At 68.5% G+C, this 17,174-nt stretch carries 15 protein-coding genes and 1 pseudogene; 11 read left to right on the top strand and 5 right to left on the bottom strand.

Annotated elements, in window-relative coordinates; genetic code table 11:
• Nucleotides 1-178: 178 nt before the first annotated feature.
• Together groL and ACAG20_RS14450 are read left to right on the top strand one after the other, a co-directional pair.
• Nucleotides 179-1,804: a chaperonin GroEL gene (gene groL, locus ACAG20_RS14455; RefSeq protein ID WP_370493033.1), complete on the top strand. Its 1,626-nt coding sequence runs from the start codon at nt 179-181 to the stop codon at nt 1,802-1,804.
• A 127-nt stretch (nt 1,805-1,931) separates the two neighbouring features.
• A complete protein-coding gene (locus tag ACAG20_RS14450) occupies nt 1,932-3,260 on the top strand; it encodes a bifunctional adenosylcobinamide kinase/adenosylcobinamide-phosphate guanylyltransferase (protein ID WP_370493121.1) in 1,329 nt (442 codons plus the stop codon).
• Here ACAG20_RS14450 and ACAG20_RS14445 read toward each other — a convergent pair.
• Together ACAG20_RS14445 and ACAG20_RS14440 are read right to left on the bottom strand one after the other, a co-directional pair.
• Nucleotides 3,241-3,642, bottom strand: coding sequence for a pyridoxamine 5'-phosphate oxidase family protein (locus ACAG20_RS14445; protein WP_370493032.1), 402 nt, complete (start codon nt 3,640-3,642; stop codon nt 3,241-3,243). The genes ACAG20_RS14450 and ACAG20_RS14445 overlap by 20 nt on opposite strands.
• Before the next feature lie 11 nt (nt 3,643-3,653).
• Nucleotides 3,654-4,034, bottom strand: a complete 381-nt coding sequence (locus tag ACAG20_RS14440; RefSeq protein ID WP_370493031.1) for a hypothetical protein — start codon at nt 4,032-4,034, stop codon at nt 3,654-3,656.
• 328 nt (nt 4,035-4,362) lie between these two features.
• On the opposite strand from ACAG20_RS14440, the gene ACAG20_RS14435 reads away from it, so the two are divergent.
• Entirely contained in the window at nt 4,363-5,379 is a 1,017-nt protein-coding gene (locus tag ACAG20_RS14435; protein ID WP_370493030.1) for an aldo/keto reductase family protein, read from the top strand.
• Between the two features lie 4 nt (nt 5,380-5,383).
• On the opposite strand, the gene ACAG20_RS14430 is transcribed toward ACAG20_RS14435, so the two are convergent.
• Nucleotides 5,384-6,196, bottom strand: coding sequence for a class I SAM-dependent methyltransferase (locus ACAG20_RS14430; RefSeq protein ID WP_370493029.1), 813 nt, complete (start codon nt 6,194-6,196; stop codon nt 5,384-5,386).
• Between the two features lie 11 nt (nt 6,197-6,207).
• Nucleotides 6,208-7,938, bottom strand: coding sequence for an amidohydrolase family protein (locus ACAG20_RS14425; RefSeq protein WP_370493028.1), 1,731 nt, complete (start codon nt 7,936-7,938; stop codon nt 6,208-6,210).
• A 150-nt stretch (nt 7,939-8,088) separates the two neighbouring features.
• On the opposite strand from ACAG20_RS14425, the gene ACAG20_RS14420 reads away from it, so the two are divergent.
• The 4 genes from ACAG20_RS14420 to ACAG20_RS14405 are packed head-to-tail and all read left to right on the top strand — an operon-like array spanning nt 8,089 to nt 12,255.
• Complete coding sequence (locus ACAG20_RS14420) at nt 8,089-9,258, top strand: hypothetical protein (RefSeq protein ID WP_370493027.1); 1,170 nt, start codon at nt 8,089-8,091, stop codon at nt 9,256-9,258.
• 18 nt (nt 9,259-9,276) lie between these two features.
• Nucleotides 9,277-9,849, top strand: coding sequence for a mycothiol transferase (locus tag ACAG20_RS14415; RefSeq protein ID WP_370493026.1), 573 nt, complete (start codon nt 9,277-9,279; stop codon nt 9,847-9,849).
• 52 nt (nt 9,850-9,901) lie between these two features.
• Nucleotides 9,902-11,422 (top strand): aldehyde dehydrogenase family protein, encoded by a 1,521-nt coding sequence (locus tag ACAG20_RS14410; protein WP_370493025.1) that lies wholly within the window; start codon nt 9,902-9,904, stop codon nt 11,420-11,422.
• A complete protein-coding gene (locus tag ACAG20_RS14405; RefSeq protein WP_370493024.1) occupies nt 11,422-12,255 on the top strand; it encodes a hypothetical protein in 834 nt (277 codons plus the stop codon). Before ACAG20_RS14410 ends, ACAG20_RS14405 begins: the two co-directional genes overlap by 1 nt.
• Before the next feature lie 2 nt (nt 12,256-12,257).
• Here ACAG20_RS14405 and ACAG20_RS14400 read toward each other — a convergent pair whose 3' ends face one another.
• Nucleotides 12,258-14,297 (bottom strand): prolyl oligopeptidase family protein, encoded by a 2,040-nt coding sequence (locus ACAG20_RS14400; protein WP_370493023.1) that lies wholly within the window; start codon nt 14,295-14,297, stop codon nt 12,258-12,260.
• A 57-nt stretch (nt 14,298-14,354) separates the two neighbouring features.
• Between ACAG20_RS14400 and ACAG20_RS14395 the strand changes: the two genes are divergently transcribed.
• From ACAG20_RS14395 to ACAG20_RS14380, 4 genes and pseudogenes are all read left to right on the top strand, one after another.
• Nucleotides 14,355-15,878, top strand: coding sequence for an aldehyde dehydrogenase family protein (locus ACAG20_RS14395; RefSeq protein WP_370493022.1), 1,524 nt, complete (start codon nt 14,355-14,357; stop codon nt 15,876-15,878).
• A 30-nt stretch (nt 15,879-15,908) separates the two neighbouring features.
• Nucleotides 15,909-16,301: pseudogene (locus ACAG20_RS14390) on the top strand (DUF779 domain-containing protein); the annotation flags it as partial.
• A gap of 41 nt (nt 16,302-16,342) precedes the next feature.
• Nucleotides 16,343-16,621, top strand: a complete 279-nt coding sequence (locus tag ACAG20_RS14385; RefSeq protein WP_370493021.1) for a putative holin — start codon at nt 16,343-16,345, stop codon at nt 16,619-16,621.
• Nucleotides 16,614-17,153, top strand: a complete 540-nt coding sequence (locus ACAG20_RS14380; protein WP_370493020.1) for a hypothetical protein — start codon at nt 16,614-16,616, stop codon at nt 17,151-17,153. The genes ACAG20_RS14385 and ACAG20_RS14380 overlap by 8 nt, the downstream gene beginning before the upstream one ends.
• The last annotated feature ends 21 nt before the right edge of the window (nt 17,154-17,174 follow it).

The following is a 17,174-nucleotide window of genomic DNA, read 5'->3' as shown; positions in this document are numbered from 1 at the left end:
TCCTTGCACTCTCAAAGGGCGAGTGCTAAGAATGACGTTGGCACTCGCGACCGGCGAGTGCTAGGTCGGGACGGTGAGGTACGGGGCCGCACCTGCGGAGCACACCCAACGCCGTCCGTCGCGGGCACTGACCCGACCGACAAGACGTGCACCCCCTAACCGGAGGAATCACTTCGCAATGGCTAAGCAAATTGCGTATGACGAAGAGGCCCGTCGCGGCCTCGAGCGGGGCCTCAACGCCCTCGCTGACGCGGTCAAGGTGACGCTGGGTCCCAAGGGCCGCAACGTCGTCCTGGAGAAGAAGTGGGGCGCCCCCACGATCACCAACGATGGTGTGTCCATCGCCAAGGAGATCGAGCTGGAGGACCCCTACGAGAAGATCGGCGCCGAGCTGGTCAAAGAGGTCGCTAAGAAGACCGACGATGTCGCCGGTGACGGCACCACCACCGCCACCGTGCTGGCCCAGGCGCTGGTCAAGGAAGGCCTGCGCAACGTGGCCGCCGGCGCCAACCCGCTGGCCCTCAAGCGCGGCATCGAGAAGGCCGTCGAGAAGGTCTCCGAGACCCTGCTGAAGGACGCCAAGGAGGTCGAGACCAAGGAGCAGATCGCGGCGACCGCCGGGATCTCCGCGGGTGACCAGTCCATCGGTGACCTGATCGCCGAGGCGATGGACAAGGTCGGCAACGAGGGTGTCATCACCGTCGAGGAGGCGCAGACCTTCGGCCTGAGCCTGGAGCTGACCGAGGGCATGCGCTTCGACAAGGGCTACATCTCGGGCTACTTCGTCACCGACGCCGACCGTCAGGAAGCGGTCCTGGAGGACCCCTACATCCTGCTGGTCAGCTCCAAGGTGTCGACCGTCAAGGACCTGCTGCCCCTGCTGGAGAAGGTCATCCAGGGCGGCAAGCCGCTGCTGATCATCGCCGAGGACGTTGAGGGTGAGGCGCTTTCCACCCTGGTCGTCAACAAGATCCGCGGCACCTTCAAGTCGGTGGCCGTCAAGGCCCCGGGCTTCGGTGACCGCCGCAAGGCGATGCTGCAGGACATGGCGATCCTCACCGGTGGCCAGGTCATCAGCGAAGAGGTCGGTCTGTCGCTGGAGACCGCCGACATCTCGCTGCTGGGCAAGGCCCGCAAGGTCGTGGTGACCAAGGACGAGACCACCATCGTCGAGGGCGCCGGTGACTCCGACGCCATCGCCGGTCGGGTTTCGCAGATCCGCGCCGAGATCGAGAACAGCGACTCCGACTACGACCGGGAGAAGCTGCAGGAGCGGCTGGCCAAGCTGGCCGGCGGTGTTGCGGTCATCAAGGCCGGGGCAGCCACCGAGGTGGAGCTCAAGGAGCGCAAGCACCGCATCGAGGACGCGGTGCGTAACGCCAAGGCCGCCGTGGAGGAGGGCATCGTCGCCGGTGGTGGCGTGACCCTGCTGCAGGTGGCACCGTCGCTGGACGAGCTGAAGCTCGCCGGTGACGAGGCGACCGGCGCCAACATCGTCAAGGTGGCGCTGGAAGCTCCGCTCAAGCAGATCGCCTTCAACGCCGGCCTGGAGCCGGGCGTGGTGGCCGAGAAGGTGCGCAACTCGCCCGCCGGTACCGGCCTCAACGCCGCCACCGGCGAGTACGAGGACCTGCTGAAGGCCGGCGTTGCCGACCCGGTGAAGGTGACCCGTTCGGCGCTGCAGAACGCAGCCTCGATCGCGGCGCTGTTCCTGACCACCGAGGCCGTTGTCGCCGACAAGCCGGAGAAGGCGGCCGCACCCGCGGGCGACCCGACCGGTGGCATGGGCGGCATGGACTTCTAAGTCTGGTTGCACGACGAGGCCCGGTCCCCTTCGGGAGGCCGGGCCTTCGTCCATGTTGACGCTGCGCTCATGGCGCAAAAGTGCGAGTGAGGTGCGCCCTGAGCTCAGCGTCAGCGAGGATGGCGAGATGGAAATCCTGCTGCTGGGCACCGGCAGCGCCGACGGCTGGCCGAATCCGTTCTGCCGCTGCGCCTCCTGTCGATCGGCGACCGTGGTTCGTGGGCAGACCGCCGCGCTGGTCGACGACGTCTTGCTGCTGGACTGCGGGCCGGAGGCGCCGCGGGCCGCCGCCCGCTTGGGCCGATCGCTGGCTTCGGTGCGCCACATCCTGTTCACCCACGGCCACTGGGACCACGTCGGGCCGATGGCGCTGTTGATGCGGCACTGGACGGGGACGGATGCGCCCCTGGACGTGGTCGGACCGGCCAGTGCCCTCGAGCAGTGCCGGGACTGGGTGGGCCCCGACGACCCGGTCCGCTTCGTCGAGGTGGCACCGGGTGACGACGTGGATCTCGGGGACTATCGGGTTCGGGTGCTGGCCGCCGCGCACGGGACTGACCTCGGCGGCGACGCGGTGCTCTACGACCTGGAATCCGTTGGCGGTCGGATCTTCTGGTCCTCCGACACCGGCCCGCTGCCGGCCAAGACACAGGCCGCAGTCACCGGCGCTGCCTTTGATGCGGTCTTCCTGGAGCAGACGTTCGGTCACCACACCGCGCACGGCACCGAACACCACGATCTGCCCGCGTTCGCGGCCACCATCCGCCAGCTGCGGGACTCCGGCGCGATCACCGACACCACCGACGTGATCGCCGTGCACCTGAGCCACCACAATCCGATCGAGCTGGAACTGACCGCGGTACTGTCGAATTCCGGCGCGCGACCGGGACGCGATGGTGAGGTGGTGCGAGTGGGTGCAGCCGGTTCCTCGTCGCGCATCCTGGTGTTGGGCGGGGCGCGGTCGGGTAAGTCCGCCCACGCCGAGGCGCTGTTGGCCGCCGAGCCGGCGGTGACCTACCTGGCCACCGGTGGGGTGCGAGAAGGTGATCCCGAGTGGGCGGAACGGGTTCGGCTGCACCGGTCCCGGCGGCCGGCATCCTGGCAGACGGTGGAGACCAGTGATGTCGCCGAGGCGCTGCGCACCGCCGAAACCCCTTTACTGCTGGACTGTTTGGGCACCTGGCTGACCGCCCGGATGGACCTGCACCGAGCCTGGGACTCCGGCGTGCTCGACGGCGTACACGCCGATATCGACGAGCTGGTGACCGCCTGGCGGGCCTGCCCGGTGCGGGCGGTGGCGGTCAGCAACGAGGTCGGCAGCGGCGTGGTGCCGGCCACCGCCTCGGGGCGGTTGTTCCGCGACCTGCTGGGGGTGCTCAATGCGCGGATCGCCGCCGAAGCCGACGACGTGGTGCTGATGGTGGCCGGCCGGCCGCTCAGGCTCCCTGCGCAGTGAGCTTCAAGTCGACACAGTCGCTGTAGCAAGGGGTTTCGCCCGGGGATTGCGGAGTCGCGACCCGAATCAGCACCGCCCGGCTGGGGGTGATCGCTACACTGGCCAGCTCGCCGGCATCGGAGACCTCGGCAGTGCCGTCGACGATCACGGTGTAGCCGCCCGGGGCCGGCGGTGGCCACATCACCGTCACGTCGCTGCTGCGCGCCAGGTTCGCCCGGCTGCGCCGGCCGCCGAGTGCGCCGATGCGCACGGTCTCGCCGTCAAGCGTCGGCATCACCGGTACCGGGTGTGGGCGGTTCTCGGTGTCGACAGTGATCAGATAGGCGTAGTCGTAGCCCACCAGTTTCTCGGCGAGCCGGTCGAAATCCACGTTGGAGGTCATGAATTACCAGCCTAGTCTGCTTTGAGCTGCACGCAGTCGTGGACGGTGCCGACCGCCCGGCCGTTCTCGAACACCGGCCGGTGCAGCAGGGCCTTGGTCGGTGTCACCAGCACCGGACCGGCCGGATCGTCGGGCACCTCGGCCTGGCCGTCGACGACTAGCGAGTACTCGCCGACCTGGCGCGCCGGCCAGACCAGGGTGACCGCGTCCCGGGCCGCCATGTTCTCCCGGCCGTGGCGGCCAACCGGGCCGACAGCCACCCGGGCGCCATCAAAGGTCGGGGTGATCGTGGTGGTGCGCACCCGGTAGTCGTCGCCGACGGTGACCAGGAACGCGTAGCGGTAGCCGGGCAGCAATTCGCCGAGGCGGGCGAGGTCGACGGGCTTGGCCATGGTGTCGAGCATAGGGCGCTGCGCAGATTCGACGGCTCCCGAAAGCGGTTGGAGTCCGCGGCAGCGACTACCAACTCAGCCGGGGTTGGGTAGTCGCCACCCCGCCCGGGTAGTCGGAACCCTCAAGCCGCCCCGGAATCGGTAGTCGTCCCAGGGATGCTGCGTGTCGCCCGGCCGGACACAGTGGACGGGACCGAACCGGGATCGGATGAAGGGAGGGCAGGCATGGCCCCGCGAGGGTCAAGCGATTCGACCAGGCGTCAGTGCCGTCCGGCTGATTGTCGATCCGGCGGCAGACAATCCGGGTGATCTCGGCCAAGATGACGGTATGGAATTTCGCTACCTGGGCAACTCCGGCCTGCAGATCTCCGAGATCACCTACGGCAACTGGCTCACCCACGGCTCGCAAGTCGAGAACGATGTCGCCACCGCGTGTGTGCATGCCGCGCTGGATGCCGGCATCACCACCTTCGACACCGCCGACGTCTACGCCAACGGCCGTGCCGAAGAAGTACTCGGCGCGGCACTGAAAGGCCGTCGGCGTGAATCGCTGGAGATCTTCACCAAGGTCTACTGGCCGGTCGGCCAAGCGCCACTGGGCAAGAACGACACCGGACTGTCCCGTAAACACATGATGGAGGCCATCGACGGATCGCTGCGCCGGCTGGGCACCGACTACGTCGACCTGTATCAGGCGCACCGCTATGACTCCTTCACACCGTTGGAGGAGACGATGCAGGCGTTCGCCGACATCGTGCGGGCCGGCAAGGCGCTCTACGTCGGGGTCAGTGAGTGGACACCCGACCAGATCCGCCAAGCCCACGGGCTGGCCCGCCAGCTCGGGATCTCACTGATCTCCAGCCAGCCGCAGTACTCCATGCTGTGGCGGATCATCGAGCCCGAGGTGGTTCCGGTCTGCCGGGAGCTGGGCCTGAGCCAGATCGTCTGGTCGCCGATGGCCCAGGGCGTGTTGTCGGGCAAGTACCTGCCCGGTCAGCCCCCGCCGGCCGGTTCACGCGCCACCGACGAGAAGGGTGGGGCGGACTTCGTCAAACGCTTCATGACCGAGGACGTGCTGACCCGGGTACAGCAGTTGCGTCCGATCGCCGAGGAACTGAACCTAACGACGGCGCAGTTGGCGATCGCCTGGGTGCTGCAGAACGACAACGTCGCCGCGGCGCTGGTCGGGGCGTCGCGCCCGGAGCAGGTGACCGAGAACGTCAAGGCGTCCGGGGTGCGGATTCCCGCCGAGCTGCTGTCCCGCGTCGACGAGGTGCTCGGCGACGCGGTGACCAGCGACCCGGCGCTGGTGGTCAAGTCCACCCCGACACAACGACTGCTCTGAGTCGTCACACCCGACACAGAATCTGGCTGTGCGGGATCGTCAGCCAGCCGTCCGGGTGGCCGGCCCAGTCCCGCCATGCCCGCGAAATCGCCTGCAGCTTGGCCTGATCGGCGGCACCACTGTTCAGCAGCTGCTCGGCGATGGCGGAGTGCAGGATCCGATCGGCCCACATGCCGCCCCAATGCTGCCGCTCGGCCGGGGTGGCATAACAGGTGGCGCTGGCCGACGGGGTGACGTCGCTGAATCCGGCCGCGTGCGCCCAGGCCAGCAGGCGCCGGCCGGCGTCGGGCTCGCCGCCGTTGGCCCGCGCGGCATCACGGTAGAGCCGCAGCCAGTCGTCCAACTCCGCTGACGCCGGATACCAGGTGAACGCCGCGTAGTCGCTGTCGCGCGCGGCCACCATCCCGCCGGGCTTGCAGACCCGGCGCATCTCGGTCAGCGCGGTCACCGGGTCGGCGACGTGTTGCAGCACCTGATGGGCATGCACCACATCAAAGCTGTTGTCGCCGAACTGCAACGCGTGCACGTCGGCGACCACGAAGTCGATATTGTGCTGCCCCCGCTCTCGAGCGCAGGTGCGGGCCAGCTCCAGCGCCTCGGGCACCGGCTCGATGGCCGTCACCCGGCCCGGCGCCACGATGCCGGCCAGATCCGCCGTGATGGTGCCCGGGCCGCAGCCCACATCCAGCAACCGCAGGCCCGGCATCAGCGATCCCAACAGATAGGCCGCGGAGTTCTGCGCCGTGCGGGCACGGTGGGCGCGCAGCACCGACTCATGGTGGCCGTGAGTGTATTTGGGCTCCGGGTGCTCCGTCACATCCGACAACGCTACGCCGGCGCCGGCTGACGGCCGCGCACCAGCCTGCCGGGCCGGGCCGCAGTGGGCTTGCCGTGTTCGGCGATGATCTCACCGGCGACGATCGTCGCCACGTAGCCGTCGGCGGTCTGGTCGAGCCGACGTCCGCCGGCGGGCAGGTCGTAGGTGATGACCGGCTTGTGCAGCCGTAGGTTCTGGTGATCGATCACGTTGAGGTCCGCCTTGTAGCCCACTGCGATCCGCCCCCGGTCCCCGAGACCGGCGATGCGGGCCGGCGTCGACGTCAGTTCGCGGATGGCCGCTTCGATGCTGAGCCGACCGGCCGCGCGATCACGTGCCCAATGGGTCAACACATAGGTGGGAAAGCTTGAGTCGCAAATCATTCCGTAGTGTGCGCCACCGTCGCCCAGCCCCAGCACCACGTCCTCGCGATGCATCAGGGCGCCCACGGTGTCCAGCGAGTTGTCCCGAAAGTTCGCCAGCGCGTCCAGCAGGATCGCGTGCCCGTCGTCGTCAAGCAACCGGTCGTAGGCCTCCTCGACCGGGGAGACGCCGCGGGCGCGCGCCCGTGCCGCGATGCTCTTCGAGGGATCCGGTTCGTAATCGGCGTCATCGCCGAGCGGGTACGTCCACTCCCACGACTGGGCGAGGTAGGCGATCGGGTTCGCCGGCACGATGCTGGCCCGATCGGCCAGAATCCGCTGCCGGACATCTGGTTTGCGCATCTGAGCGACCCGCTCCGGCAACGGCAGCCCGGCGATCTCCCGGTAGCTGGGGTACAGCACGAACGGGTTGATGCTCAAATCGAGTCCGACCATGAGTCCGATCGGTCGCGGGAAGACCTGCGCGGTGATCTCAGCGCCGGAACCGTTGGCCTTCTCCACCATGGTGAGGGCGTCCTGCCAGACCGGTTCACCGGCGTTGCCGATCAACAGTGTGAAGGTGACCGGCAGACCCGCATCGGTCGCCGCGTCGAAAACCTGCTGCAGCACCGGCTGATACGCGCCATCGGGCAGGTCGGGGACGAACTGGATCAGGCCGCCGCCGCCATCGGCGATGCCGCGGCCGATCTCCAGGATCTCGTCGTAAGCGGCGTCGTAGCTGGGGATCTGGGAGCCGGTCCGGGTGCGATGGGTGACCAGCCGCGACGACGAGAATCCCAGCGCCCCCGCCTCGGCGGCCTCTTGCGCGAGTTCGCGCATCCGCGCCAGATCCGCCGGTGTGGCCGGTTCGCGGTCGACGCCGCGCTGTCCCATCACGTAGACCCGCAGCGGCGAATGGGGCAGAAACGCCGCCACATCGATGTCCCGCTGCCGCGAATCGACGGCATCCATGAACTGCGGGAAGGTCTCCCACGTCCACGGCAGACCGTCGGTCATCACCACGCCGGGGATGTCCTCGACGCCGGCCATCACGTCGACCAGCACCTCGTGGTCGGCGATCCGGCACGGCGCGAAACCCACCCCGCAGTTACCCATCAGCGCCGTCGTCACGCCGTGTGACGACGAGGGATTGAGCCGATCCGACCAGATCGACTGCCCGTCGTAGTGGGTGTGCAGGTCGACGAAACCCGGTGTCACCAGCAGCCCGGCCGCATCGATCACGTGCTCGGTGTCGCCGCTGACGGTGCCGACCTCGACGATGAGTCCGTCGCGGACCGCAACGTCGCCGACGTACGTCGGGCCGCCCAGCCCGTCGACGATCGTGCCGTTGCGGATGACGAGATCAGCGACGTGCGTCATCTACACAATCTACGACCGTTTCGGTACCTCATGCCAGGGCATTTGCGTGATCGGTCGGCAAAACGGACCGGGTCTGCGGCCTTGGCGCGTGGCTATAGTGAGTGGTTGGAGCAACCCTGAAGCCTGCAAGGGATATGGAGGGGCAAACCGATGGTCGCCATGGAGCGTCTCGACTCGGACGGTATCCGGGAGCTGTCCCAGCGGACCGACAAACTCGGTGTGCTGTCGGTCAGCGTGAACGCGGATCCGAGCGGTGATCCGAACCTGCAAGCCGCCGCCATCGATCTGAAGAACCGTTTCCGGGAATTGCAGCGCCGGGTGGCCGCGGAGTCCAATGACAGCGGCCAGACCGGCGCGGCGTTGGAACGAATCTGGCCGCGAATTGCCGAGCTGGCCGACCCATCGGGCGCTGGCCGAAGCCGAATCCTGTTCGCCGGACTGGGAGATGACTGGGTGGTGCAACTGCACAGCGCACTGCCGATAGCCAGTCGCGTGGTGTTGGACGACCGCCCGTTCATCCATCCGCTGCTCGAGGTGATCGATGAAGGCCGGCCGGCGGGTGTGGTCCTGGTATCGGCCGAGGAGGCTCGACTGCTCGAGTGGCGCGTCGGGACTCTTGAGCTGCTGAGCCAGATCGAGCAGCAGTACATCCAGGCGCCGCACGAGCGTGCCGGGCAGATCGGTGGCGGCCCGCACGGGCAGTTCAACACGCCGATGCGAGAACAGCGGCAATCGCGCGAGCAGGACCGCGCACACCGTTTCCTGGATCAGGTGACGACGGTGGCTGCCCGGCTGGCCGCCGAGCGGGGCTGGGAGAGAATCCTCGTCAGCGGTGGGGACCGCTGGAGTGAGCCGGCCGTCGCGAAGTTTCCGCAAGCGCTGCACGACCGGATATTCGTCGATTCCCGAGTTCTGGGTGGACTCGATGCCGCTGCGTTGCAGACCGCGGTGACCGATTGGGCCCACGAGCAGCACGGCGAGCGTGAACGACAACTGCTGGACAGTGTCGCCGAGGGCGCTGCAGCCGGACATGCGGTGGCGCTGGGGCTGTCGGAGGTGGCCGCGGCATTGAACGCCGGTCGAGTCGCACACCTGATCTATGACCCGGAAGTCCGTTACACCGGCAGGGTGGGCGCCAACGGGGTTCTCTACGGTGGCGACGAGGTCGGCCCGGACGGACCGGGAGAACCGGAGCCCCGGTTGACCGAGCGGCTGGTGGAGCGAGCATTGCAGACTGGGGCCCGGGTCAACCCCATCGAAGGAGCAGCCGACGGGCAGCTGCGCGATGCTGCGGGCATTGCCGCGCTACTGCGCTGGTGATGCCGGCAAGGTCTGGCAATGCCGGGGAGGATCGATGGACCCGACGACACCCCGGAGGCTGCCATGACCGATGCCGCGTTACAGGGTCTGCTGCGCGACGCGTTCACCCGGCTGGTCGAACACGCCGATGAACTCACCGACGGGCTCACCGATACGGTGGCCACCTACCAGCCGACCCCGCAGGCCAACAGCATCGCCTGGTTGCTCTGGCACAGCGCGCGGGTGCAGGACATCCAGGTCGCCCAGGTCGCCGGCGTCGAACAGGTGTGGACCCGGGACGGTTGGGTGGACCGGTTCGGACTGGATCTGCCGCGCGACGACAGCGGGTACGGCCACAGTGCGGCCGACGTCGCCAAGGTCCGCGCCCCGGCGCAGCTGCTGGCGGGCTACTACCGCGCGGTGCATGAGCTGACCCTGCGCTACGTCGACGGCGTCACTGCCGACGAGCTGGCCCGGGTCGTCGATACGCACTGGGACCCGCCGGTGACCGCCGGGGTGCGGTTGGTCAGCGTCCTCGATGACTGCGCCCAGCACCTGGGGCAGGCGGCCTACTTGCGGGGCTTGCAAGAGCCCGCACCGGGCTGGACTTGACACCTGTCGAGGCGGGTGCGACCCGGATCACAACCGGGACTAGCATGGCGTCATGACCGCCACCACGCCCGCCCCCGCCCTGTCCGGCACCGACACTGTGCTCAACCCCGCCACCGGGGAGGCTGCCGGTGAGGTCCGCTGGACCGATCCGTCCGACGTCGAAGCGATCGCCGCCGGACTGCGTACCGCCCAGCGCGAATGGGAGGGACGCGGCGCCAAGGGCCGGGCCAAAGTGCTGGCCCGGTACGCGGTGTGGCTCGGCGAGCACCGGGACGAGATCGAGAAGATGCTGATCGCCGAGACCGGCAAGTCCAGCACCGACGCCGCACAAGAGGTGCCGCTGCTGATCATGATCCTGTCCTACGTCATCAAGGTCATGGACAAGGCGATGGCCCCGGAGTCCCGGCCGGCAGCGCTGCCGCTGATGGCGATCAAGAAGATCGCGGTGCACTACCGGCCGCGCCCGGTGGTCGGGGTGATCGCGCCGTGGAACTACCCGGTCGCCAACGCGTTGATGGATGCGATCGGTGCACTGGCGGCCGGTTGCGCGGTGCTGCTCAAGCCGTCCGAGCAGACCCCGCTCACCGCCGAGTTGCTGCGCGAGGGCTGGCAGCAGGCCGGCGGCCCCGACGTGTTCGCGGTGGTCCAGGGCGCGCGCGAAGTGGCCGAAGCGGTCATCGACAACTCCGACTACGTGCAGTTCACCGGTTCGACGGCCACCGGGCGCAAGGTGGCCGAGCGGGCCGCGCAGCGCCTGGTGCCGTTCAGCCTCGAGCTGGGTGGCAAAGACCCGATGATCGTGTGCGAGGACGCCGACATCGACCTAGCCGCACACGCCGCGGTGTGGGGGGCGATGTTCAACGCGGGACAGACCTGCGTCTCGGTCGAGCGGGTGTATGTGCTCGAACCGGTCTACGACAAGTTCGTCGCCGCGGTCGTCCGCGACGTGCAGGCGCTGCAGTTGGGCGCCGGTGAGGGCACCCACTTCGGGGCCCTGATCAACGATCAGCAATTGGCAGTCACCGAACGCCACGTCAAAGAGGCACTCGCCGCGGGAGCGCGCGCACTGACCGGCGGTGAACGCGCAGCCGGCGCGGGCAGTTTCTACCCGCCCACCGTGTTGGTCGACGTCGACCACTCGATGGCCTGCATGACCGAGGAGACCTTCGGGCCGACGCTGCCGATCATGAAGGTCGGCAGCGTCGAGGAGGCCATCCGGCTTGCCAACGACAGCCCCTACGGGCTGAGTGCCTCGGTGTTCTCCGACGATGTGTCACGGGCCAAAGACATTGCCCTCCAGTTGGATTGCGGGGCGGTGAACATCAACGACGTGATCGCCAACCTGATGTGCACGACGGCGCCGATGGGCGGCTGGAAGACCTCGGGTATCGGTGCGCGGTTCGGCGGCCTCGACGGGATCCGCAAGTTCTGCCGGCAGGAGGCGGTCGTGTCGCCGCGCACCAGCGTCGGTGCGGGCGGGAACTACTACCACAATTCGCTCAAGGCGCTGGCCCGGATGAACGCGTTGATGACCCGGATGGCGCTGGCGCGCCCGCGCCGCACGGCCAAATAGTGCGCTTCCTGACGGCCGCCCTGTTCTGGTTGCTGACCACGGTGACATTGGCGGTGACGCTGCCGACGGCCTGGGCGCAGTGCAACCTCGTCGACGCCGACGGCTACGCGCGGCTGGCGCAGCGGGCCGCGGCCCAACCGGCCCTGCAAGATGCGGTCGCCGCCGAACTCAGCTCCCAGGCGGTTCGACTGATCCGTGCGCAAGGCTTCCCCATCAACCCCGCCCCGGTGCGAGAGGCGGCCGCCGAATACACCGCCGGCCGGTCGTTCCCGGCACAGTTCGTGAAGCTCAACCGCGACGGGCACGATTGGCTGCTCAGCGGCGATGACACCGGCCCGTGGGAGATCGACGTGGTGCCGATGTTGCGGGACAAGGCGTTTGCGCAGCTGTTGGACGACTACAACGTCGCGCTGCCGGCGTCGATGACCGTGCCGCTGACGCCGACGTCCACCGAGGTGACGCGGCCCGGCGGATTACACCGGTTCGCGGTGTGGGGGCCGTCGCTGAGTTTGGTGCTGGTGGCGCTGACCGGGTTGTGTGCGGCCTTGACGATCGCCGCGGCGCGGCATCGCGGCAGGGCGGTGGCGAGCCTGGGCGTGTCGGGGCTGCTGGTGGGCGCGGCGGGCTGGTCGGGGCTCGAGGTGGCGCGGCGCTACCTGAACCAGGTGCTCAACCAGGCGACCGGCGACATCCGCCGCATCGCCGACGCGGTGGCCGATGTGGCCGAAGCCAGCCTGCACCAGTGGCTCAATGTGTCGTTGGCCGCCGGCGCGGTCATGGTGCTGGTCGGGGTGGCTGTTGCGCTCGCGGGCGGGCTGCGCAAGTCGTCCTGAGTTCACCGTCCGTCGAGCATCCGCCACAGGAACGAGAAGCTCAGCGCCGACTTGAACGCCGCCTGCGCGTTGTCGGCCGCCCCGCCGTGACCGCCCTCGATGTTCTCGTAGTACCAGACCTTTTTGCCGAGCTTCTCCAGCGCCGCGGTCATCTTGCGGGCATGACCGGGATGCACCCGGTCATCGCGGGTGGAGGTGGTGATCAGCACCGGGGGATAGCTCGGTTCTGCCGAAATGTTCTGGTACGGCGAGTATTCGCCGATGAACGCCCAGTCGTCCGGGTTATCCGGGTCGCCGTACTCGGCCATCCAGGAGGCGCCGGCCAGCAGCAGGTGGTAGCGGCGCATATCCAGCAGCGGCACCTGGCAGACCAGCGCCCCGAACTGCTGCGGATAGGCGGTGAGCATGATACCCATCAGTAGTCCGCCGTTGCTGCCGCCGACCGCGCCGAGCTGCGCCACCGTGGTGATGCCGCGGTCCACCAGATCGGCTGCCACCGCGGCGAAGTCCTCGGCCACCAGGTGCCGGCCCTCCCGCATCGCCTGGGTGTGCCAGCCCGGCCCGTATTCGCCGCCGCCGCGGATGTTGGCCAGCACGTAGGTGCCGCCGCGGGCCAGCCACAGCCGGCCCAGCACCCCGTCGTAGCCGGGGGTGCGGGCCACCTCGAAACCGCCGTAGCCGGCCAGCAGTGTCGGGCCCGTCGCGTCCTGCGGGCGGACTACGAAATACGGGATCGCGGTGCCGTCCTTCGACGTGGCGAAGTGCTGACTGACCTCCAGTCCCCCGGCATCGAAAAAGGCCGGAGCGGACTTGATCTCGGTCAGCGGCCCGTCCGCCGGGCCGTGCAGCAACCGCGACGGGTGAACGAATCCGCTCGAGTCCAAAAAGATCTCGTCACCGGTGTCGTCGGCGGCCGCGATCACCGTGTTGGTGTTGGCCGGTACCTCGGCAACCGGGCGGCGCTGCCAATCAACCGGGCTGACCACCTCCACCCGGCTGGCCACATCGTGCAGCGTGACCAGCACCAGTCGGTCACGGGTCCAGGCGTAGTGGTGCAGCGCGGTGTGCGCGTCGGGCTCGAAGACCACACTCAACTGTGCTGTGCCCGCCAAGAATTGGTCGTAGTCGGCCGCCAGCAACGAGCCCGCGGCATACGAGGCGGTGCCGGTGTCCCAGTCGGTGCGCAGCTCAATGAGGATCCACTGTCGATGCACCGATAGCGACGCGTCGGTGGGCGCGTCGATGCGGATCAGCTCTTGACCGCCGGGGACGCCGCGTAGCTCGTAGACCTCGTCGTTGAAGAAGTCGATGGCCCGCGAGACCAGGGTCCGCTCGAACCCCGGCGTGCGATCGCGTCCGGCGCCCACCACCACATCGGTCGCCTCGCCGGCGAACAGCGTCTCGGCGTCGGCAAGCGGCTGGCCGCGACGCCACCGCTTGACGATCCGCGGATATCCGGAGTCGGTTAGCGAATCCGCACCGAAGTCGGTACCCACCAGCACGGTGTCCTCGTCCTCCCAGCCGATCCGCGACTTGGCCTCGGGCAGCTCAAATCCGCCAGCAGCAGGGGGGACGAATTCCCTGGCGGCCATGTCGAATTCCCGCACTACCGCCGCATCCGAACCGCCGGGGGACAGCGAGACCAGCGCCCGGGTGAGTTCGGGCTCGATGACGTTGGCGCCGCCCCACACCCAGTTCCGGCCGTCGACTCGACTCAACTCGTCGACGTCGATGATGACCTCCCACTCCGGTGCGCTGCTGCGGTAGCTGTCCAGCGTGGTGCGCCGCCACAGTCCGCGCGGATTGGCGGCATCACGCCAGAAGTTGTAGAGGTGATCGCCGCGCCGCCGCACGTACGGGATGCGGGCATCGGTGTCGAGCACCTCCAGCGCCGCCGTGCGCATCGCCTCGAAATCGTCCCCCGCGAACTCGTCGACGGTCGGGGCGTTGTGGGCGCGCACCCAGTCCAGCGCATCGTCACCGGTGACGTCTTCGAGCCACAGGTACGGGTCGGTCGTCGCGTCGTCAGCCATGACCGCCATTGTGACCGCGGCGGTAATGTGAGGTGCACAACACCGTCAAGGCAGAGGGAAGTACTGATGACCGTCTATGCACGTCCGGGCAGCGCGGCGGCGCTGATGAGCTTTGAGTCCCGCTACGGCAACTTCATCGGCGGGCAGTGGGTGGCGCCGGTCGGTGGTGAGTATTTCGAGAACATCACCCCGGTCACCGGTCAGGTGTTCTGCGAGGTCCCGCGCTCGACTGCGGCCGACATCGAGCTGGCCTTGGATGCGGCGCATGCGGCGGCGCCGGCGTGGGGCAAGACGTCCCCGACCGAGCGGGCCGCGGTGCTCAACGCGATCGCCGACCGCATCGACGCGCACCGCGAACAGCTCGCGGTCGCCGAGGTGTGGGACAACGGCAAGCCGATCCGGGAGGCGCTGGCCGCCGACATCCCGCTGGCCGCCGATCATTTCCGCTACTTCGCATCGGCGATCCGCACCCAGGAGGGCGCGCTGAGCCAGCTCGACGACGACACCGTGGCCTATCACTTCCGCGAGCCGCTGGGGGTGGTGGGCCAGATCATCCCGTGGAACTTCCCGTTGTTGATGGCCGCCTGGAAACTGGCCCCGGCACTGGCGGCCGGCAACGCCGTGGTGCTCAAACCGGCCGAGCAGACTCCGGCGTCGATCCTGTACCTGCTGAGCCTGATCGGTGAGCTGCTGCCGGCCGGGGTGCTCAACGTGGTCAACGGTTTCGGGGTCGAAGCGGGCAAGCCGCTGGCATCGAGCAACCGGATCGCCAAGATCGGCTTCACCGGCGAGACCACCACCGGGCGGCTGATCATGCAGTACGCCAGCCACAACATCATCCCGGTCACCTTGGAGCTGGGCGGCAAGAGCCCCAACATCTTCTTCGCCGACGTGCTGGCCGCCGCCGACGACTTCCAGGACAAGGCGCTGGAGGGATTCGCCGGGTTCGCCCTCAACCAGGGCGAGGTGTGCACCTGTCCGTCGCGGTCGCTGATTCAGGCCGAGATCTACGACGAGTTCCTGGAGTTGGCCGCGATCCGCACCAAAGCGATCCGGCAGGGCGACCCGCTGGATCCGGCCACCATGGTCGGCGCGCAGGCCTCCAATGACCAGCTGGAGAAGATCCTGTCCTACATCGAGATCGGCAAGGGTGAGGGCGCCAAGGTCATCACCGGCGGGGAACGCGCCGAGCTGGGCGGGGAACTGTCCGGCGGTTACTACGTGCAGCCCACGATCTTCGCCGGCCACAACAAGATGCGGATCTTCCAGGAGGAGATCTTCGGCCCGGTGGTCTCGGTGGGCTCGTTCAGCGACTATGACGACGCCATCGCCCAGGCCAACGACACCCTCTACGGGCTGGCGGCCGGGGTGTGGAGCCGCGACGGTAACACCGCCTACCGGGCCGGCCGTGACATTCAGGCCGGCCGGGTCTGGGTCAACTGCTACCACGCCTACCCCGCGCACGCCGCCTTCGGCGGCTACAAGCAGTCCGGGATCGGCCGGGAGAACCACAAGATGGTGCTCGATCACTACCAGCAGACCAAGAACCTGCTGGTGTCCTACTCGGAGAAGGCGCAGGGTCTTTTTTGATGGGCCCGTACTGATGGAGGCACCGGCCTGATGGGCGCACCGGAGCGGGTGCGGATCACCGAGGCGGCAGCCGCACTGCTGGCACGGCTGGTGGCCCGGCACGGTCCGGTGATGTTCCATCAGTCCGGCGGCTGCTGCGACGGCTCGGCGCCGATGTGTTACCCCGACGGCGACTTCATCGTCGGTGACCATGACGTGCTGCTCGGTGTGCTCGACGTCGCCGGCGGCGAGGTGCCGGTGTGGATCTCCGGGCCGCAATTCGGGGCCTGGAAGCACACCCAGCTGATCATCGACGTGGTGCCCGGCCGCGGCGCCGGCTTCAGCCTGGAGGCGCCGGAGGGGCTGCGGTTCCTGTCCCGGGCGCGCGCCTTCACCGACGACGAGAACGCCGCGCTGGAGGAAGTCCCGGTGATCACCGGGTCGCTACCGCGCTGAGCGGGATTGCGGTCGTAGAATCTGCTGGTGTGATTCCGCTGCCGCGCCCCTGGTTGTTGAGCAGCATCATGCTGGTCGGAGCCACCGCCGGTGCGCTGGCCGGGATCGGGGCGACATTGCTGGTCACCGCGCCGCTGCGCCCGGACGTCGTGATCGCGCTGGTGCTCATCGCGCCCACCGTCGCCGGGCTGGTCCTGGTGTTCGCCGCGTCGCGCCGCTGGGTAACCGGACTGGGTGCGTTTCTCCTCGCGCTGGGCCTCGGCTGGTTCGGGGCGCTGGCGGCGATCCAGGCGGTCTCGGGTGTCTGAGACCACCGACACCGGGGCGCTGCCGATGACCGAGCCGCACATGGCGCCGATTTTCGACACCGGCCCGCATCCGGCGCCGCTGCCCGGGGCGTCCGGCGAGCTCGAACCACAACCGGGGCTCGAAGCCCGGCCGGAACCGGAGCCGAACGAGCCCGAGCCGAAGGCCGGCCCGGCCAAACCGCCCAAGCCGGTCGTGGTCGAGGGGCAGTACCGCTTTCTCAAGTGGTGGCAGTTCGCGCTGGTGCTGGTGGGCGTCTGGATCCCGGCGGCCGGCATCGGGCTGGGGCTGTTCTCGTGGTGGTATGCGCTGGCCGACAAGACCCCCGCGGTGTTCGTCGTGGTGGTCTATGCGGCCGGGTGCGTGGTGGCCGGGCTGATCGTGGCGATGGTGGGGGAGAAGCCGCTGTTGTCGGCGGTCGCGCTCGCGCTGATGACGGCGGTGTTCGCCTCGGCCGTCGCCGCGGCCCCGCTGTACGGCCATCACTTCTGCCAGCACGTGGAGCGCTGCGTCGGCGGAATCATCCCGTACTGAACGGATTGGCCGGCCGACGAT

It is taken from the genome of Mycobacterium sp. pW045 (assembly GCF_041287085.1).
GTDB classification, from domain to species: Bacteria; Actinomycetota; Actinomycetes; order Mycobacteriales; family Mycobacteriaceae; genus Mycobacterium; species Mycobacterium algericum_A.
Note: the sequence above shows the minus strand (reverse complement) of the source record. Positions and strands in the feature narration are given on the sequence as shown.